Origin of the sequence: Acrocarpospora macrocephala (assembly GCF_009687865.1) — a bacterium.
Taxonomy (GTDB): Bacteria; Actinomycetota; Actinomycetes; order Streptosporangiales; family Streptosporangiaceae; genus Acrocarpospora; species Acrocarpospora macrocephala.
In genome coordinates, this window is record NZ_BLAE01000003.1 from 54,873 (window position 1) to 73,963 (window position 19,091).

Consider the following 19,091-nt stretch of genomic DNA (forward strand, 5'->3'; position numbering starts at 1 on the left):
ATCGATGGGCTGTGGAGCCGAGGGGAATCAAGGGTGGGTGGGAGAAGTCGTGTGGAGAGTGGAGGTAGCGATGCGGCTTGATGGGGTGCTTTTCTTTCCGGTTACGCCCTTTGGGGAAGGTGGGGCGGTGAATTGTGGAGTGCTTGCTGAGCATGTGGCGATGGGTGTCGTGGCGGGTTCTGGGGGAGTGTTCGCGGCCTGTGGCACGGGTGAGTTCAATGCGCTGAGCCTGGATGAGTACACGGATGTGGTGGACACCGCGGTGAGCGTGGTTGGGGGGCGGGTGCCCGTCATCTCGGGTGCGGGAGGTTCGCTGCCGTTCGCTCGGTCATGTGCTAGGGCGGCTTCGGAATCGGGTGCCGATGGGTTGCTCCTTCTCCCGCCGTATCTGGTCACAGCGCCCCCATCCGGCCTGGTGGATTATGTCCGACAAATCGCCGAGGTCAGCGATCTGCCGATCATCGTCTACCAGCGCGGAACAGCCAGATTCACCCCCGACGCCGCCGTAGCGTTGACCAAGCTGCCGACCGTCGTCGGCTTCAAGGACGGCCTGGGCGATATCGATTTGCTGCAACGCATCATCCTGCGCGTCCGCCAGGAAACCGACCGCGAATTCACTTTCTTCAACGGTCTCCCCACCGCGGAACTCACAGTTCCCGCCTATCGTGGCCTCGGCGTCCCACTCTATTCGAGCGCCGCCTTCGCATTCGCCCCCGAGGTAGCACTCGCCTTCTACAAAGCCATCACCAGCGGCGACGAATTGCTCACCCAGCAACTGCTGACAGAGTTCTACCTCCCTCTCGTCGAACTACGCGATCGTGTCCCCGGCTACGCGGTCGCTCTGGTCAAAGCAGGCGTGAAACTACGCGGCCTGGACGCGGGAAACGTTCGCCCGCCACTCGTGGACCCCACCCCCGAACATGTCGCCGCACTCGCACGCCTCCTCGACGCAGGCTTAGCAATCAGCTCCTAACAACCAGACAGCAGCGGCTGTCCAGATCCCGATTCAGCCATTTCACCAGCCCGGCGGTCACTCACATGAAAATCCGAGAGATCACAGTCACCCCCGTAGCGTTCCGGGACCCGCCCCTGCTCAACGCCGCCGGCGTCCACGAACCATGGGCTCTCCGGACAATCGTCGAAATCCACACCGACGAAGGCCTGACCGGCCTCGGCGAAACCTACGGCGACCTCGCCCACCTCAACAAGGTACGCGAAGCCGCATCAGCCATCACCGGCCTCGACATCTACGCCCAAAACCAGATTTACCACCATATTTCCGCAGTAACCGGCGACGCCATCAGCGATCTCCACGGCCTGACCGGAGCAGCCACCAAAGAGAAGAGCATCGACCGCGTCTACTCCCCATTCGAAGTAGCCTGCCTGGACATCCAAGGCAAAGCCATCGGCCGCCCCGTATGCGACCTCCTCGGCGGCCCAGTCCGCGATTCCGTCCCGTACAGCGCGTACCTCTTCTACAAATGGCCCGCCCACCCCGGCACCCCCGCCGACCGCTTCGGCCAAGCCCTAACCCCCGAAGAAATCGTCACCCAAGCCCACCTACTCATCAACGAGTACGGATTCCAATCGATCAAACTAAAAGGCGGCGTCTTCCCCCCAGACCAGGAAATCGACGCCATCCTCGCCCTCCGGGCCGCCTTCCCCACCCACCCCCTCCGCCTGGACCCCAACGCGCTCTGGTCCATCGAAACCTCGATCCGAGTCGCTCACGCCCTCGACAGAACCCTCGAATACCTGGAAGACCCCACATCCGGCATACCAGGAATGGCCGCCGTCGCCGCCAAGGCCCCCATGCCCCTCGCCACCAACATGTGCGTAGTGACGTACGACCACCTACCCCCCGCCATCGCCCAATCCGCGATCGGCGTCCTCCTCTCCGACCACCACTACTGGGGCGGATTGACACGCTCAGTCCAGCTCGCCCGCCTCTGCGAAACCTTCGGCATCGCCCTCTCGATGCACTCCAACTCCCATTTGGGCATCAGCCTCGCCGCCATGACCCACCTCGCCGCCGCCGTCCCGAACGTCACCACTGCCTGCGACACCCACACCCCCTGGCAGGACGGCCAGGACGTCATCGCCCCCGGCGCGCTCCGCTTCACCGACGGCTCCGTCCCCGTCCCCACCACCCCCGGCCTCGGCATCGAACTCGACCGCGACGCCCTAGCCGTCATGCACGAGCAGTACGTCAATTGCGGCCTCACCGCCCGCGACGACACCGGCTACATCCGACGTTTCGACCCCACGTTCCCCACCACGAGGCCCCGCTGGTGAACTTCGGCTACGTCTTCCCCTGGGACATCGTCGGCGACCCCGCCGCCCCCGACCGCCTGGCCGCGACCGGCGTGGACGCGATAGCCCTCGCCGCCTCCTACCACTCCACCCGCGCCGCCACCCCCTTCCACCCCGCCCACCGCGTCCTGGAAGTCCCCCACTCCGCCCTCTACCTCCCCGTACGGCAAGCCGCCTACGGCCCCCTATCCCCGAAAAGCCCGTCATGGACCCCACCCGACGCCTACCTCCAAGCCCGGGACGCCCTGAAATCCACCGGCCTCCCCGTCCACGCCTGGACGGTCCTCACCCACAACACCTCCCTCGGCCGCGCCCACCCCGCCCTGACCGTACGCAACGCCTTCGGCGACCCGTACCCACACGCGCTCTGCCCGTCCCACCCGGACGTCCTCGACTACTGCGCCAACCTGGTCAGCGAGATCATCGACTTAGGAGAACCCGACGGAATCATCCTGGAAGCCTGCGGCCCCATGGGCATCGCCCACCAGTCCGTCCACGACAAAACCGCCGGCGCCGACTGGACCCCCACCCAATCAGCCCTGCTCTCCCTCTGCTTCTGCACCGCCTGCACCCCGAAATATCCCGACACTCTCCAAGCCCACGTCCGCGCCGCCATCGACACCTCACCCCCCTCCATGGAAGCCGCCCTAGGCGACCTGTCCCCCCAGCTCAGCGCCCTCAGAACAACCCTCACCACAGCGCTCCACACCAGAGTGATCAAGGCCGCCCACGGCCACCCCATCCGCCTCCACGCCTCCGCCGACCTCTGGACAACCGGGTCGTTCTCCCCGTTCCCCCTCGGGCAGCCCCCAGGCTCCGACCAAGCGCTCACGGGAGTCGTCGCCCAGTGCTGGGGAACCGACGAAGAAGCCAGCGCGAACCTCGCGGATCTGGCCGGTTCCTGCCGAAAACTAGGCGCCTACGCCACGATCCTGCAGCCGAAAGCGCCCGGCTCCGAACAACTCGCGCGCACCTTCACCACCCTCACCCAAGCGGGCGCCGACGAACTCCACCTCTACCATCTCGGCCTCGCCTCACCACATCGCCTGATCGCGCTGACCAACGCACTGCGACTGTTCAAATCCTGGTCATCCGGCGCGCGGCGCGGCGGTTGAGCGCCTGGGGACCAGCGAGGGCGTGACGGAGAACCGCACCGACGCCGTCCGCCCCTCCACCCGTTCCAGCAGGAGCCGCCCGGCGGTCCGGCCCATGATGAGGCCGTCCTGGTCCACGCTGGTCAGCGAGATGTGATCAAGCGCCACCATCCGCGTGTTGTCATACCCCGCCACCGACACGTCACCAGGAACCGACAACCCGGCCTCATGCACGGCGGCCAGCGCGCCGAACGCGGCCTGATCAGCCCCCGCGAAGATCGCGGTCACCCCCGGCGCGCGGGCGAGCAGCTCACGCGTGCCCGCATAACCGCCCTCTTCGGTCCACGCCGTCATCGCGACGGCGATCTCATCCTCCAGCCCATGATCCAGCATCACCCGGGCGTAACTGTCCGCCCGAATCGAGATGAGCGACGCCGACGGCCGCGCCCGGCTGGCGTCCTTCTGCGAGATATGCCCGATCCGCCGATGCCCCAGCCCGATCAGATGCTCCACCACGAGCGACGCGCCGTACTCATCGTCGTCGAACACCGAATCGTAGATCGCCGACTTCTCGTGCCGTCCCAGCACGACCATCGGAATGCTCTCCGCGATCTTGTCCAGATCCGCCCGGGAGGTCAGCGGCGCGATCATCAGGATCCCGTCCACCTGACGATCGACCAGCGCCTCGATCGTCGAGTTGGTCGAGTTGGAGGACCACCGCATCGCCACCGGTTTCGTCGGCACCCCCCTCATCTGCGACGCCCTCGCGTCCGTCGGGGCGTACGACACCGCCTACCGCCTGCTCACCCAGCGGGACTGTCCCGGGTGGCTCTACCCCGTCACCATGGGCGCCACCACCATCTGGGAACGCTGGGACAGCCTGCTCCCCGACGGCACCGTCAACCCCGGCGAAATGACCTCTTTCAACCACTACGCCCTGGGCGCCGTCGCCGACTTCCTCCACCGCGTCGTCGCCGGCCTCACCCCCACCGCCCCCGGCTACCGCCGCCTCCGCATCGCCCCCCGCCCCGGCGGCGACCTCACCCACGCCACCGCCGAACTCCACACCCCGTACGGCCCAACCTCAGTCACCTGGACCAGAACAGAAACCACCCTGACCGTCACCACCACAATCCCCCCGGCACAATCGCCGAAATAGACCTCCCCGGCACCCCACCCAAAGAAATCGGCTCCGGCACCCACACCTTCACCAGCCGATTTCCCACCCCGTAGCACACCCAAAGGGCCTGGTAGCTCCGGCATTCAGGCCCTCCGCATATCTGACGGTCCATCTGTGATGTGATGCTCTAATCGGGGGTCATCACTGGAGGACCAAATGACCATTTCCCACCGACCTGGCGACGATCAAACCAACGGCGGAATGGAGATCACCATCAGGCTGACTCCATCAGAGGCGGAGACCATCGGCCGAGACGCCTTACTCATGGCCGAAATCCTCGACAGCTGCTTATGGGCCATGGCCATGCTCCGTACCAACATCAATTCTCGCGACCCCGGCACACCCGCCCCCACACAGGGCGACTGGGCCGCCGCACTCCGCGGCCTCGACCGCCTTCCACCCCGCCTCCAGGGCGCCCGCGACGGAGTAATCCGCGCCTACATCACCGCAGGCGGAACCATCCAACGAGTAGCCGAAGCCATGAACATGAGCACCTCAGCCGCACAAGACCACAGCGCACAACTCACAGCCAACCCCCCAACAGTCTGGGAGCAATGGGCAACGTCCCACCTGCCCGGTAGGCGAAGGGTTTAGCGATCGGACAGCATCAAACCATCTTTCATATCGGCTTTGCATGATTGATCGCCGCACACGACCTGGCTGTGACAGAGTCGCCGGTCGTGGCGGCTGACACGGCCGGGCTAGAAGCAACATTGTCCCGGGTGGTACGGCTGGCGGATGAACACGTCTCCGCGCTCGATTCGTGTATGCGTTACATGGCCGCCCATTCTTGGGTTGGCGGCGGAGCCGTTCGTTTCTCCCAGGAACTGGCCGAGCAGCGAATCCGGATGCAACGGGGCTTCCAGAGCGCGGCCGACGAGATCGCCGAGCGGATCCGCGCCCAAGGCGGTCACGCGCGATCGCCGTCACTGTCCACCTCGATCGCGGTGATGTCGGCCGCGGTCCCGGACGGGTTCGCCGGGATGAACGTGGAGGCGATGACCCGCCTGGTCCAGGACCTGGACCGCGCCGCCCGATACCTGCCCGAGGCGGCCCACCGCCTGTCAGCGGAACTGCTGACCGCCTGCGTCCCCTCCGGCCCCGAGCGGCAGGTCGCCGACGCCGGAGCCTGGGCCGCCAAACAAGTGCTCGACCTGAGAAGACGGCTCACGATCCTGCAGCGGCAGGAGACCGCCCCCGGCCTGACCTCCCCGGCGATGGCGGCCTTCGGCCTGTTCGGCGGCTTCGCCCCCGACACGGCCGGCGCCGCGAAAGCCCTCACCCTCGCGGCGACAGGCGACCAGAAGGCCTTGGCCCTGCTCCTCACCTTCCAGCGCACCGGCAAGGACCCGACCCTGGCCGCCCGCGTCAACGCCTGGTGGCACCTGCTCGACAAACAAACCCAGGAACACCTGATCGCCACCGCCCCGAACCTGATCGGCGGCCTCAACGGCCTCCCCGCCGCCACCCGCGACCGCGCCAACCGCGGCTATCTGACCGCACAACACACCGAGATCACCCAGCGCCTGGAACAACTACGCCGCTCAGCGGAAGCGGCGAAGGCCGAAATAGCAACGCTGGAGTTGAAGCTGCGGCAGATCGACGAGGTCAACAAGAGTCTGGCACTCGGCGAACGCGACGGACGCCCGCCGGCGTTCCTGCTCAGCATCGGCCTCGGCGGCCTCGGCCGGACCGCCATCTCCTTCGGCGACCCGGACACCACCGACTCGGTGATCACGTCAGTGCCAGGAACCGGTACCAAGCTGGAAGGCATCTACGGAGACGTCATGCGAGCCTCCACGCTCTGGAAGCAGGCCGACTCCTCGGAAGATCAAAAGAAGATCGCCTCAATCGCATGGTTCGAATATGAAGCCCCGCAGCTCGATCTCAGTGGATTCTCAGCCGATCGCTCGGTCGCGGCCCCGTACGTCGCCTCAGAGGGTTCGAAGTCGCTGGCTTCTTTCACCGACGGGCTCAACGCCGCGCACAAGGTGGGAGTCGATCCGCGGTTCACGGTGCTGGGCCACAGCTACGGTTCGCTGGTCGTCGGGTACGCGGCGCGGAGACGGGCGCGAACCTTCGCCGACCAGCTGATCCTGGTGGGCAGTCCGGGGGTGGGCGTCTCAACGGCGAGGGAGCTGGGCGTCGACCAGGTGTGGGTGGGTGAGGCTCCCCAGGATCCGGTGGCCGATTTGGGCCATGTCCCGGCCAGCGCCGAGAAGGCCCTCGGGGGCGGCATGTCCGCTGTCTTCCCGGATCTGGACGGCCCGTTCGGCACCGATCCCAGCGACTTTTCCTTCGGCGCTCGCCAATTCGTCGTTCAAGGTGGCCAGCAGAACGTCATTGACTATAATTTTTCATCTCACTCCAGCTACTGGAATAACGACTCATCGTCTCTGGTGAATTTGGGCTATCTCATCAACGGCCAGTACGACCGCGTGATAGAGATCAAGCCACCGAAACCCACACCCATTCCGCAGCCCTCGCCGACCCCGCCCGCACCGTCCCCACCCGCCGAGGTCTTGACGGCTATGCCCTCGCCATCGCCGCAGCCGTCACCCACGCCGCCGGGAGGCTAGATGCTCCGCCGCATGAGATTGATCGTCGCTGGAGTGGTTCTCATCTCCGGCTGCGCTCCAGGCGAAGCTGTTTTAGGGGGAAGGATGACCGCACCACCCAACCGGCCGACGATGACGAAGGCACAGGCGCTCGCCCGGGTCGAGCAGCTCATCAAGGAAGCCGCCGACGCCATCGACATGCCAAAAGAGCTCGAACTATACGAACCCAGCCTCGGCGACGACCTATGCCTCGACCCTATCGACGGCGGCTCCGAGGAACGCATCGTCGTCAACCGGAAGTATTTCCTCCGAGGCATCCCCAAGGGCCGCATCACCGAGGTCACGCAACGCGTGAAAGCCCATTGGGAACAGCAGGGCCACATCATTGATGGGGTGTCGAATGACGGCCTTGTGGTCGTCGGACGCACTCGCCCCGACGATTTCTACCTCGCACTCGGCTGGACAAATGATGATGTGCCCACGCTTGCCGCCACCTCGACCTGTATCTGGCCCAATGGCACCCCGGAACCCACTCAGCCAGGCAGTTGAGCCCTGACATCACCGGCGACGCCACCTGAAGTTAGGGCGGCTGTCACCGGGAACCCCTAGCCTGCCCGACATGAGAAGAACATTGATCATGTTGGGTACGGTGGCGCTCACCCTTGCCGTCGCCGTGCCCGCTCAGGCCGACCCCTCCCGGCACGGCCAGTACGGCAGGGCGACGCTCACCGGTTTCGCCTCCCTGCCGGCGCAGACCTACGTTCCCGGCAGCGAGCCCTCCGGCTCCCTCCTGGGGACGGCGCCGAGCAACGGCATCACCCCGCCGTTCCCCGGCCAGCCGGTGCAGGGCTTCAGCGGCATCGTCCGCAACCACGACGGCACCTTCTTCGCGCTCTCCGACAACGGCTACGGCGCGAAGGCCAACAGCTCCGACTTCCTGCTCCGCGTGCACCACATCAAGCCCTCCTTCCGGGACGGCACGATCAAGGTGCTCGGCGGCTTCAACTTGACCGACCCGTACGGCAAGGCGCCCTTCCCGCTGACCCGGCAGGACCGCAAGCTCACCGGCGCCGACTTCGACGTCGAGTCGATCGTGCGCACCAGCGACGGCACGTACTGGATCGGTGACGAGTTCGGCCCGTTCCTGCTGCACTTCTCGGCCGGCGGCAAGCTGCTGGAGGCGCCGATCGCGCTGCCGGGTGTGCAGGCGCCGGAGAATCCGTACCTCAACGGCGGCACGCCGAATCTCGGCGGCAGCAAGGGCTTCGAGGGCATGGCCCGGTCGGTGGACGGGCGCACGCTCTACCCGCTGCTGGAGGGCACGGTCACCGGCGACCCGGCCGGCACGCTGCGGATCAACGAGTTCGACCTGCGCCGTCGCGCGTACACCGGCCAGCGCTGGGCCTACCAGCTGGACTCGCCGTCGAACGCGATCGGTGACTTCATCGCGATCGACAAGCGCCGGTTCCTGGTCATCGAGCGGGACAACGGCCAGGGCGACGCCGCCGCGTTCAAGAAGATCTTCGAGGTGACCCTGAGCAACCACGGTGTCGAGAAGACCCTCGTCGCCGACCTGCTCGACATCGCCAACCCCCGGCACATCGGCGGTTTCGGCGACACCTTCCGCTTCCCGTTCCAGACGATCGAGGACGTCGTCATCCTCGACGACCGCACCCTCGGGGTCCTGGACGACAACAACTACCCGTTCTCGAACGGCCGCACCGCGGGCGTGGCCGACAACAACGAGTTCATCACCATCCGCCTGACCCGCGACCTGGACGCGGACCGGCGCGTCTACTCCTGATCCACCGGTGACCAGGGCGTCGTCCAAGGCGCCCTGGTCACCACAAGGGGAGGTGGAGACGGGATTTGAACCCGTGTACACGGCTTTGCAGGCCGTTGCCTCGCCTCTCGGCCACTCCACCGGGGAAGATCTGCGAGCGGAAGACGGGATTCGAACCCGCGACCCTCACCTTGGCAAGGTGATGCTCTACCACTGAGCCACTTCCGCGCACGCCTCGCGGCGACCCTCGGATTCTAGCGGGTTTTCGTCAGCCGCCGTTAATCCTGCGTGCGCGTGGCGAGGTTGCGGAACGCCCGGTCGGCGCCCCGCTCGATGGCGGGCAGCATCAGGAAGATCTCCAGGATGCGGGTGAGCCGGTGCACCTCGATGCGGTGGAAGTCGGGGCCTTCCGCGCGAGCCAGCACGAGCGAGAGAGCCAGCGGCGGCAGCGGCGCCGTGATCAGGTGCAGGCCGGATTCGAGCGTCGACGCGGTCGGTCTGGACGGGGTTTCGGCCGGGTATGGGATGGTTTCCGGGGCGCGCCAGCTGGAGTAGACGGTTTCCCGGGGCGTACGTTCGGTTCCGGCGGCGGCCCAGTCGGCGCTGAACAGGACCGGCATCGAGTCGATGAGGGTGGCCAGGGCGCGTTCGCCGGCCGTGGTCAGGAACTTGAGGATTTCCAGTTCCGGGTAGGTGCCCGGCGCTTCCCGGGTGGACCAGACGCCTTCGATCTTGATGTCGTCGAGCTCTTCCAGGGCGCTGATCAGGTATTCGCGGGGCGCCGCGTCCGGCCAGTACACGGTGAAGTCGTCGACGGCCCGGCCGTCACCGCGTTCCAGCACGATGACCTGGGTGATATCCGCGCCGGCCGACCCGAGCGCGCTGGTCACCTGACCCAGCGAACCCGGACGATCCGGCACGGCGATACGCAGCCGCAACAACATGGACGCCTCCCCGACCGCTCCAGACCTCAGATTATCGGCCATAACGCGATCTTGTAACCCGAGGACCCGCTCAAAGACGGGACAATGGCATGGTGAAAATCGGGACGCTCGACGTGTGGCCGCCGGTGGTGCTCGCCCCGATGGCCGGAATCACCAACATCGCCTTCCGCACCCTCTGCCGCGAGCAGGGCGGCGGCCTCTTCGTCTGCGAGATGATCACCTCGCGCGCGCTGGTCGAGCGCAACCCGCTGACCTTCGAAATGATCAGATTCGGCCCGCACGAACGCCCCCGAAGCCTCCAGCTGTACGGAGTCGACCCGGCCATCATCGGCAAGGCCGCCCGAATGATCGCGGAAGAGGATCTGGCCGACCATATCGACCTCAACTTCGGCTGCCCCGTGCCCAAGGTGACGCGACGTGGCGGCGGGTCGGCGCTCCCGTACAAGCGGAGGCTCCTGCGGGCGATCCTGCGCGAAGCCGTCACGAACGCGGGCGGTCTGCCGGTGACGATGAAGATGCGTAAAGGCATCGACGACGATCACCTGACATATCTGGACGCGGGCCGGATCGCCGCAGAAGAGGGAATCGCGGCCATCGCCCTCCACGCCCGGACCGCCAAGCAGCACTACGGCGGCGCCGCCGACTGGGACGCCATCAAACGTCTGAAAGACGCGGTTCCCGACATCCCCGTCCTCGGCAACGGCGACATCTGGACCGCCGACGACGCCCTCCGCATGGTCGCCCAGACCGGCTGCGACGGCGTGGTCGTCGGCCGCGGCTGCCTCGGCCGCCCCTGGCTCTTCCGCGACCTGGAGAACGCCTTCAACGGCAGCCCCGACCGCGCCCGCCCCACCCTCGGCGAGGTCACCCGCACCCTCCTCCGCCACGCCGAACTCCTCTGCGAGGTCATCGGCAGCGAGCGGTACGGCGTGGCCGACTTCCGCAAACACATCGGCTGGTACCTCAAGGGCTTCGTCGTAGGCGCCGAAACCCGCCGCGTCCTCGCCCTCTCCACCAGCCTGGCCGAACTCGAAGACCACCTCGCCGAACTCGACCACACCCAGCCCTGGCCCGGCGAAGCCGCCGACGGCCCCCGCGGCAAGAGCGGCGAACGCCAGAAGGTCCTGCTCCCACACGGCTGGCTCGACGACCCCGACGAACTCGCCATCCCTTCCCCCGACGCCGAGGACGCGACTTCGGGTGGCTAACCGCTCAGCTCCGATTCAGGGATCAGGGCCCTGACCCACGCCGCGGCGCTCGATCGTTCCCCCGGGGGCCCTGCCGCTCTGGCGAAGAGGGCTTCGACATTTCTGGCCGTCTGCGCAGGGAGGCCAGGCAGGAAGTCCGGCCGCTGGGATGGAAGCAGATACGGGTTCCGGGTCAGCACCCGGGCGATGAGCAGCGCGAGTTTATACCGGTCAGTATCGATATCCGGCCCGCTATGAGGTTCATAGGGATCAGTCCAGTCCGGCGTGGTCGGCTGCGGCAGCACGCCCGGCTCTCCCGAGATGGTGATGCCGTCGCAGTCGAGCAGGAATACGGTGACCGGACGCGGAGACCAGAGGAGATTCCGCATCGAGACGTCACCGACCACCAGTCGCCGGGAATGGAGGAACCTGAACAGCTCGGCGGTCTGCCGGGCGACGTCGAGGCGGTCCTCGATGGCGAGCGGAGCGATGTCGCCCCAGAGCGGTTTCCGTTCGTAGAGGAGATACTGCAACTCGCGGAGCCGCGGGCCCGCGGGCGTGTCACCCCAGAATCGTTCGGGAACCCTCCGCATGACGAACCCTCTGACCTGGTCACATTCGATGACACACGCCAGCGGCCAGGCCGTCTGGCGCATCAGGAATTCGCGGTCCGCTTCGGTGAGCTCCTCGGGGAAGTCGACAAGACGCTGCAAAGCAGCCCCGTTCACCGGAAGCAGGCTCGGATTGTACGCCTTGAACACGTAACCGGTCTCCGGCCCGAGCAGTTCATGCACCACGCCCTGACCGCCGGAGTTCAGCCTGTCGCCGAGCACGAGTTCGCTCCGGCCGGTGGCGTCAGAAGATGTCATCGGCGGGAAGGATAGTGAACCCGGGTTGCAAGTCGGGAACGATGATCGTGGCGCCCCCCGGCGCGCCAGAAGAGCCCGAGTTGACGACGGAAGTGATCAGGGAGTGGGCGTACTCGTTCAGCACCTGCGCGGGGCCGAACGTGCCATCACAGATGAACGCCCGCACGGTGGCGACCTGGCTCACCGTGACCGGGTCGGCCTGACCGAATCCGAACGCCAGGATGTTGGGGTGCGCCCGCCAGCGCGGGTCGACGAGCCGGCGATACGCGGCGGGCCATTCGTCGGCGTCATAGGGCGTCCCTCCGGTCAGGAAGAAGACCGTCGGGCGCAACACGTGGTGGCCGTCCGACTTCAGGGCGAGGACGTCGTGGTTGATCGTCATACGCAACAGGTTCATGATCGCGCTGTAGTTGGTCCCTCCGGAAGCCAGCAGCCCGGGCACGGACGTCACCGTGCTCAGGTCGGACAGGGGCAACAGCACTTGTGCCGTGTCGGAGAAGCTCATCAGACAGAATCGTGTCCTGTCGGCGACCACCGGATTGCCGCCGATCGCGAAGTGCAATTCGGATAGCGAATTGTTGATCTGCTCAATGGCCGGGCCCGCCAGCGCGAACGATTCCTCGCACACCAGATAGAACGGCAGCACCATCTCGCCGCTGTAGGGTGCGCGCGGCGTCAATTGAGGTCTGGCCGAGGCGGCCCCGTGGGCCGCGTTCCGGGTGAAACGAAAACCGTGCACCGTGTCGCTGCCGTGCTGACTCGGCTCTGGCCGGCCCGCCCGCGCGAGCCTATTTCGCAGATGCGGGAAGAGAACGCCGAGCGTGAGCTCCTCGGATTCCCCGGGAATACCGGCGCGGATCAGCTCGACCAGCGCGCCGGTGAATGACGTGGTGGTATCCGCCTGCCGCTCCAACGGCACGACATGAGCCGCGTTATCGCTGGCGGTCAGCACATAGGATCCGTGGATATCGGTGATGTCCCCGGCCGAGCCCGACAGGGCCTCGATCGCGCGACCCGAGAAGCAGCAGTCCAGAATGACGATCTTCGTGCGGGCCGGACTGTCCACCAAAGCTTCTCGGATGCGCTGATATTCCAGCCCGGTGTAGTCGGCGTCCCCTGACTCGGTGTCGGTGAGCGCGAGGCAGAGCCGTCCATCCGGGAGAAGCGTTCCGTGCCCGACGAAGTACAGCAGCAGCACCCGATCCGTGTTGCGAGCCTGCCGCCGGATGTCCTGGAGGAGCCGCCGGACGTCGGTCGGATCCTGGTGCACGGTGACGAGCGAATCCGGCCACCCGCAGAGTTCTCTGTCCGTGAGCACCCGCCTGAACTGGGCCAGGCTGTTCGCCGCCGCCGGAAGCTGCGGAAAATGACCGTCCTCGTAGCGGGCGGTGCCGATGAGAATGGCCCTCGACCCGTCATTCATCGTCGAAGCCGTCACGCAGGAAGACCTGCACCAGGGACGCGACCTTGTCGATGTCCGTATCGGAGTCCAGTTCCAGCTCCGCGCCGTCGGCGCGCCGCAGATGGAGCCGGATTTGTGAGCGGCGGGTGCTCAAATACCCGGGTATCGTCTGCGCCAGCGCGATCAGGACGCTCAGCGAGCTCACGGCGAGGGCGATGAGGTCGATTCCGTCGCCGAGTTCCTCCGGGCCGGGGGGCCGCTGGATCGCGCGTGTCCTTCCGGCCAGTTCGCGTTCGGTTCGCAGCCAATTCCACAAGGCGGCGTACTCGGCCGGCCTATCGGGCGCCGAGATTCGTATCCGCACCTCCATTGGGCCCGCCCCCCTTGCTCGCCGAACCCCTGCGGAAATCGTTGCAGGAATCGCCGGGCCCCGGAAGAGTTTCCCGCCACAACACGCCGGAATTACATCCGGCTCAGGCCGCTGACATGGAGGACGGCGAAGCCCGCCTCGTCGGAGGCGGCGAGGTCGACTTCGGCTTTGATGGACCAGTCGCCGTGGCCGGCGGGGTCCTCGATGACCTGGCGGACGCGCCAGAGTTCCTTTTCCTCCTCGATCTGGAGGAAGGCGGGGCCGCGGGCCGAAGGGCCGGTGCCGATCTCGTCGTGTTCCTCGTAGTAGGCGTCCATAGCGGAGGCCCAGTCGACGTCGGGGTAGAGCTCTTCGAGTTCTTCCTGCTTGTCCAGGGCGGTGAGTTCGACCAGGCGGAACATGGCGTTGCGGACCAGGACGCGGAAGGCGCGCGTGTTGGCGGTGACCGGGCGGAGCTTGGATTCGAGCTCGTCGCGGGTTTCGAGGGCCTCGGAGGGGTTGGCGAGTTTCTCCCACTCGTCGATGAGGCTGGAGTCGACCTGGCGGACCAGCTCGCCCAGCCATTCGATCAAGTCGATGAGATCGTCGGTCTTGGCGTGTTCGGGGACGGTCTTGGAGAGGGCGCGGTAGGCGTCGGCGAGGTAGCGCAGGACGGTGCCCTCGGAGCGGGCGAGCTCGTAGAACTGGATGTAGTCCACGAAGGTCATCGCGCGTTCGTACATGTCGCGGACGATGCCCTTGGGGCTGACCGTGTGGTCGCCGACCCAGGGGTGGCCCTGGCGGTAGGTCTCGTACGCGCCGAAGAGCAGGGTCTCCAGCGGCATCGGATAGGTGATCTCCTGGAGCAGCTCCATCCGCTCCTCGTACTCGATGCCGTCGGCTTTCATCTGGGCGACGGCTTCGCCGCGGGCCTTGTTGAGCTGGGCGTGCAGGATCTGGCGCGGGTCGTCGAGGGTGGATTCGACGATGGAGACGATGTCCAGCGCGTACGTGGGGGAGTCGGGGGACAGCAGCTCGAAGGTGGCCAGGGCGAAGGTGGACAGGGCCTGGTTGAGGGCGAAGTCCTGCTGGAGGTCGACGGTGAGGCGGGCGCGGCGGCCCTGGTCGTCGGGTTCCTTGAGGGTTTCCACGATGCCGCCCGCGAGCAGGGAGCGGTAGATCGCGATGGCGTGGCTGATGTGGCGGCGCTGCCACTTGCGGTCTTCGTGGTTGTCGGTGAGCAGGCTCTTCATGGCCTGGAAGCAGTCGCCGGGGCGGTTGATGACGGCCAGCAGCATGGCGTTGCTGACCTTGAAGCGAGAGGTCAGCGGTTCCGGTTCGGCGGCCTGGAGGTTGGCGAAGGTCTCCTCGCTCCAGTTGACGAAACCCTCCGGGGGCTTCTTGCGGGCGTAGCCGCGGCGGCGTTTCGGGTCGTCGCCGATCTTGGCGAGGGCGCGCTCGTTCTCGATGACGTGGTCGGGGGCCTGGCAGGCGACATACCCGATGGTATCGAAGCCGGCGCGGCCGGCGCGGCCCGCGATCTGGTGGAACTCGCGGGCGCGCAGGCGGCGGACGCGGTTGCCGTCGAACTTGGTGAGCGCGGTGAACAGGACGGTGCGGATCGGGACGTTGACGCCGACGCCGAGGGTGTCGGTGCCGCAGATGACCTTCAGCAGGCCGGCCTGGGCGAGGCGTTCGACGAGGCGGCGGTATTTGGGCAGCATGCCGGCGTGGTGCACGCCGATGCCGTGCCGTACCAGCCGGGAGAGCGCACGCCCGAACTTCGTGGTGAACCGGAAATTTCCGATAAGGGTGGCGATGGATTCTTTTTCGGCTTTGGAGCACATGTTGATGGACATGAGCGCCTGGGCGCGTTCCATCGCGGCGGCCTGGGTGAAGTGCACGACGTACACGGGGGCCTGGTTGGTGGTCAGGAACTCTTCCAGGGTCTCGTGCAGGGGACTCATCCGGTACGAGTAGACCAGCGGAACCGGGCGTTCCGAATTCTTGACCACAGCCGTGGGGCGGCCGGTGCGGCGGGTCAGGTCCTTCTCGAAGCGCTCGACGTCGCCGAGCGTCGCCGACATCAGGACGAACTGCGCCTGCGGGAGCTCCAGTAGCGGGACCTGCCAGGCCCAGCCCCGGTCGGGTTCGGCGTAGAAGTGGAACTCGTCCATGATGACCATGCCGACATCGGCGCGCGCCCCTTCGGCCAGCGCCACCTGCGCCAGGATCTCCGCGGTGCAGCAGATGATCGGGGCGTCCGCGTTCACGGAGGCGTCCCCGGTCATCATGCCGACGTTCTCGGTCCCGAACACCGCGCACAGGTCGAAGAACTTCTCCGACACCAGCGCCTTGATCGGAGCCGTGTAGAAGCTGACCTCGTCCCGCGCCAGCGCCGCGAAGTGCGCCCCGGCGGCCACCAGGCTCTTCCCCGAACCGGTCGGCGTCGCCAGGATCACGTTGCTGCCCGAGACCACCTCCATGAGGGCCTCTTCCTGCGCCGGATACAGCGTCAGACCACGTTCCTCGTTCCACTGCACGAACGTCTCGAACAGGGAATCAGGGTCGGCGGTCTGCGGCAGTCGTTGCGTGAGGTTGAGGTCCACGCCCCCTATCCTGCCCCCGACAGCCGCATTCGCCGAACGGGAATGTCAGCTCCCGCTGTCAGACCCGCTCCAGCACGACGACCGGGATCTCGCGCGAGGTCTTCTTCTGGTAGTCGTCGTACGCGGGCCAGGCCGCCGCCATCACCCGCCACATGTCCGGCTTCTCCGCCGCCGTGGCCGTGCGCGCGCGAGCCTTGAAGCGCTCGCCCAACACCTGGAACTCCACCTCGGGGTTGGCCTCCAGGTTGAGGAACCACTCCGGTGGCTGCGGGGCGCCGCCCTTGGACGCGACCACCAGATAGGTGTCCCCATACCGCTGGTAGATGAGCGGCGTGGTGTGCTGCTTGCCCGTGCGGCGGCCCTTGGTCGTGAGCAGCGCGGCCGTCGTGCCCTGCCAGTCGTGGCCTTCCTGGCCGTCCGTGGCCAGGTACCTTTCAATATGTTGCGCACCAAAGAGCATGGTCGCCACCTCCCTTTCGACCGCGTCAACCATCCGAGGCGTCGATCAATTCCAGGGCGACCTTCAGTGAGGTGTCGGCCCGCTCCGTGTCTGTCACGTCGGGCATCATGAACCACACCGCATGCAGCGCGAACACGGCCAGCGTCCGCTTCAGCCGGACCGTCAGCGAATCGTCGGTGTCGACGAAGAACCCCATCAATGCCAGCATTTTTTCGCGCATCTGGCCCATGGTCTGGTGGCCCTTAAGCGCCGTCTGATTGCGCTCCATGAAACGCATGATCTGGCCCTGGCTGCCCGCGTGCAGCCAGTCGGCATAACGCCGGATGGCCTCGCGCCGGACCTCCGGCGTGCGCGGCTGGTCGCGCACCCAGTCGATCAGGGAGTCCATGAAGGTCACCCGATCGATCATCATGCTCGCGACGATGTCTTCTTTCGTCTTGAAGTGGTAGTACAGTGCCGCTTTCGTCACCCCGAGTTCCTCGGCGATCTCCCGCAGCGAGGTCGCCTCGTAGCCTTGCTCGGTGAAAAGCCGGAGCGCGATCTCCTGGATACGCGCGCGTGTGTCCCGTGGACGCTCGTCGCCGGTCTCGGTGGCGAACGCACTGTCCGTGCTCGTTCGCTCGCTCATGATCACCTATGTCCCTTTTATTCAACTTGACGGGCGGCAAGTAAGGACCCTACCGTATCTCAGGTACCTAGCCGGTCGGCAAGTAAGTAAGAGTTTATCAAGGGGGCCCCCAATGACGGAAACCTCGGCCGCGCCAGCGCGGTCGAAAGAGGTCATGATCGTCCTGCCAGGCCTGATGCTGGCCATGATGCTGGCGATGCTGGACAACATGATCGTCGGCACGGCCATGCCGCGCATCGTAGGCGAATTAAACGGCCTGGAATACTTCACCTGGGTCACCACCGCCTACGTGCTGGGGACCACCGTCTCCACCCCCATCTGGGGCAAGCTGGGCGACCTTTACGGACGCAAGAACATCTTCCTCGGCTCGATCGTCATCTTCCTGGTCGGCTCCGCCCTCTGCGGCATGGCCGGTTCCGCCCTGTTCGGCGGCGTCGACGGCGGCATGACCGAACTGATCGCCTTCCGTGCGGTGCAGGGTCTGGGCGCGGGCGGCCTGATCGTCGGCGTCATGGCCATCATCGGCGACCTGGTCCCGCCCCGCGAGCGCGGCCAGTACCAGGGCATCATGGCCGCGATCATGTCGCTGGCGATGATCGCCGGTCCGCTGGCCGGGGGATTCATCACCGACCACCTCGACTGGCGGTGGGCCTTCTACGTGAACCTGCCGCTCGGCGGCATCGCGCTGGCCTGGCTGTTCCTCAAGCTCGACCTGCCCAAGCGCCGCACCGAGCACCGCATCGACTGGCTCGGCGCCGCCGTCCTCACCGTCGGCATTACCGCGCTGGTCCTGCTCACCTCGTGGGGCGGCCAGAGCCACGGCTACCCGTGGGGCTCCTGGCAGATCATCTCGCTGGGCGTGCTGGCGGTCGTGTCGCTCGCCCTGTTCGTCCCGATCGAGCGCCGCGCGCCCGAGCCGATCATGCCGCTGCACGTCTTCAAGGACCGCAACTTCAACCTGATCTCCTGGATCGGCTTCCTGCTCGGTTTCGCCATGTTCGGCGCGATCAGCTTCCTGCCGCTGTTCCAGCAGACCGTGCAGGGCTCGACCGCCACCAACTCGGGCCTGCTCCTGCTGCCGATGATGGGCGCGGCCATGGTCGTCTCCCTGTTCGTCGGCCGGGCGATCACGAAGACCGGCAAGTACAAGATCTACCCCGTGCTCGGCGGGGTGGGGATGGCCGCCGGCATGTGGCTGCTGTCCCGGATGGACGTCAACACCCCCGCCTGGCAGACCGGTGTCTTCATCGCCGTCCTCGGCCTCGGCATGGGCTTCCTCATGCAGACCACCATGCTGATCGCCCAGAACAGCGTCGAGCAGAAGGACCTGGGCGTCGCCAGCAGCGCCAGCACCTTCTTCCGCTCGATCGGCGGCTCCTTCGGCGTCGCCCTGTTCGGCGCCGTCTTCAACAACCACCTCACCAGCAGCCTTACCGAGAAATTCGGCGCCGAGGCCGGGAAGATGGTCTCCTCGGGCGGCCAGATGAGCCCCACCGCCCTGGCCGACCTGCCCCCGGCCATCAAGACCGGCTTCCTGGACTCCCTCGCCGGTGCCATCAGCGGCGTGTTCGTCTGGGCGCTCATCTTCGCCGTGCTCGTCCCCGTCCTGGCCGTCTTCGTGAAGGAAGTCCCGCTCCGGGGCGGCAACGAGCCCACCCCCGAACCCGCGGAACCGGCCGTCGTCTGATCAAACCGGGGTACGGCTGCCGCCCGCG

At 66.5% G+C, this 19,091-nt stretch carries 17 protein-coding genes and 2 tRNA genes; 9 read left to right on the forward strand and 10 right to left on the reverse strand.

What is annotated here, in order from left to right; all coding sequences use genetic code 11:
• Nucleotides 1–70 precede the first annotated feature (70 nt).
• From Amac_RS00275 to Amac_RS57105, 3 genes are all read left to right on the forward strand, one after another.
• Complete coding sequence (locus Amac_RS00275) at nt 71–973, forward strand: 5-dehydro-4-deoxyglucarate dehydratase (protein ID WP_155352215.1); 903 nt, start codon at nt 71–73, stop codon at nt 971–973.
• A 65-nt stretch (nt 974–1,038) separates the two neighbouring features.
• On the forward strand, nt 1,039–2,295 hold the full coding sequence (locus Amac_RS00280) for a glucarate dehydratase family protein (protein WP_155352216.1): 1,257 nt from the start codon (nt 1,039–1,041) through the stop codon (nt 2,293–2,295).
• Complete coding sequence (locus Amac_RS57105; protein WP_155352217.1) at nt 2,292–3,428, forward strand: hypothetical protein; 1,137 nt, start codon at nt 2,292–2,294, stop codon at nt 3,426–3,428. Before Amac_RS00280 ends, Amac_RS57105 begins: the two co-directional genes overlap by 4 nt.
• On the opposite strand, the gene Amac_RS00290 is transcribed toward Amac_RS57105, so the two are convergent.
• On the reverse strand, nt 3,402–4,130 hold the full coding sequence (locus Amac_RS00290) for a LacI family DNA-binding transcriptional regulator (protein WP_246267978.1): 729 nt from the start codon (nt 4,128–4,130) through the stop codon (nt 3,402–3,404). The two genes, Amac_RS57105 and Amac_RS00290, sit on opposite strands and share 27 nt — an antisense overlap.
• Here Amac_RS00290 and Amac_RS00295 point away from each other — a divergent pair.
• From Amac_RS00295 to Amac_RS00310, 4 genes are all read left to right on the forward strand, one after another.
• Nucleotides 4,105–4,566 (forward strand): alpha-L-rhamnosidase-related protein, encoded by a 462-nt coding sequence (locus Amac_RS00295; RefSeq protein WP_246267980.1) that lies wholly within the window; start codon nt 4,105–4,107, stop codon nt 4,564–4,566. The two genes, Amac_RS00290 and Amac_RS00295, sit on opposite strands and share 26 nt — an antisense overlap.
• Before the next feature lie 701 nt (nt 4,567–5,267).
• On the forward strand, nt 5,268–7,166 hold the full coding sequence (locus Amac_RS00300) for an alpha/beta hydrolase (RefSeq protein WP_246267982.1): 1,899 nt from the start codon (nt 5,268–5,270) through the stop codon (nt 7,164–7,166).
• Between the two features lie 12 nt (nt 7,167–7,178).
• Complete coding sequence (locus Amac_RS00305) at nt 7,179–7,694, forward strand: hypothetical protein (RefSeq protein WP_246267983.1); 516 nt, start codon at nt 7,179–7,181, stop codon at nt 7,692–7,694.
• Between the two features lie 70 nt (nt 7,695–7,764).
• A complete protein-coding gene (locus Amac_RS00310) occupies nt 7,765–8,949 on the forward strand; it encodes an esterase-like activity of phytase family protein (protein WP_155352220.1) in 1,185 nt (394 codons plus the stop codon).
• A 50-nt stretch (nt 8,950–8,999) separates the two neighbouring features.
• On the opposite strand, the gene Amac_RS00315 is transcribed toward Amac_RS00310, so the two are convergent.
• The 3 genes from Amac_RS00315 to Amac_RS00325 form a co-directional block, all read right to left on the reverse strand.
• A tRNA-Cys gene (locus Amac_RS00315) sits at nt 9,000–9,070 on the reverse strand.
• A gap of 14 nt (nt 9,071–9,084) precedes the next feature.
• A tRNA-Gly gene (locus tag Amac_RS00320) sits at nt 9,085–9,156 on the reverse strand.
• A gap of 50 nt (nt 9,157–9,206) precedes the next feature.
• Complete coding sequence (locus Amac_RS00325) at nt 9,207–9,914, reverse strand: ACT domain-containing protein (RefSeq protein WP_246267984.1); 708 nt, start codon at nt 9,912–9,914, stop codon at nt 9,207–9,209.
• 47 nt (nt 9,915–9,961) lie between these two features.
• On the opposite strand from Amac_RS00325, the gene dusB reads away from it, so the two are divergent.
• A complete protein-coding gene (gene dusB, locus Amac_RS00330; protein WP_155352221.1) occupies nt 9,962–11,080 on the forward strand; it encodes a tRNA dihydrouridine synthase DusB in 1,119 nt (372 codons plus the stop codon).
• On the opposite strand, the gene Amac_RS00335 is transcribed toward dusB, so the two are convergent.
• The 6 genes from Amac_RS00335 to Amac_RS00360 all read right to left on the reverse strand — a co-directional run bounded on the left by Amac_RS00335 (nt 11,077) and on the right by Amac_RS00360 (nt 17,376).
• A complete protein-coding gene (locus Amac_RS00335; RefSeq protein WP_155352222.1) occupies nt 11,077–11,928 on the reverse strand; it encodes a hypothetical protein in 852 nt (283 codons plus the stop codon). The genes dusB and Amac_RS00335 overlap by 4 nt on opposite strands.
• Nucleotides 11,915–13,351: a caspase, EACC1-associated type gene (locus Amac_RS00340; protein WP_155352223.1), complete on the reverse strand. Its 1,437-nt coding sequence runs from the start codon at nt 13,349–13,351 to the stop codon at nt 11,915–11,917. Before Amac_RS00340 ends, Amac_RS00335 begins: the two co-directional genes overlap by 14 nt.
• Complete coding sequence (locus Amac_RS00345) at nt 13,344–13,694, reverse strand: effector-associated constant component EACC1 (protein WP_155352224.1); 351 nt, start codon at nt 13,692–13,694, stop codon at nt 13,344–13,346. The genes Amac_RS00340 and Amac_RS00345 overlap by 8 nt, the downstream gene beginning before the upstream one ends.
• A gap of 98 nt (nt 13,695–13,792) precedes the next feature.
• Nucleotides 13,793–16,288: a DEAD/DEAH box helicase gene (locus tag Amac_RS00350; protein ID WP_155352225.1), complete on the reverse strand. Its 2,496-nt coding sequence runs from the start codon at nt 16,286–16,288 to the stop codon at nt 13,793–13,795.
• A 58-nt stretch (nt 16,289–16,346) separates the two neighbouring features.
• Nucleotides 16,347–16,748: a nitroreductase family deazaflavin-dependent oxidoreductase gene (locus Amac_RS00355; protein WP_155352226.1), complete on the reverse strand. Its 402-nt coding sequence runs from the start codon at nt 16,746–16,748 to the stop codon at nt 16,347–16,349.
• A 25-nt stretch (nt 16,749–16,773) separates the two neighbouring features.
• Nucleotides 16,774–17,376 (reverse strand): TetR/AcrR family transcriptional regulator, encoded by a 603-nt coding sequence (locus Amac_RS00360; protein ID WP_155352227.1) that lies wholly within the window; start codon nt 17,374–17,376, stop codon nt 16,774–16,776.
• Nucleotides 17,377–17,488: 112 nt separating this feature from the next.
• Between Amac_RS00360 and Amac_RS00365 the strand changes: the two genes are divergently transcribed.
• Nucleotides 17,489–19,063, forward strand: a complete 1,575-nt coding sequence (locus tag Amac_RS00365; protein ID WP_155352228.1) for an MDR family MFS transporter — start codon at nt 17,489–17,491, stop codon at nt 19,061–19,063.
• Nucleotides 19,064–19,091: the final 28 nt, after the last annotated feature.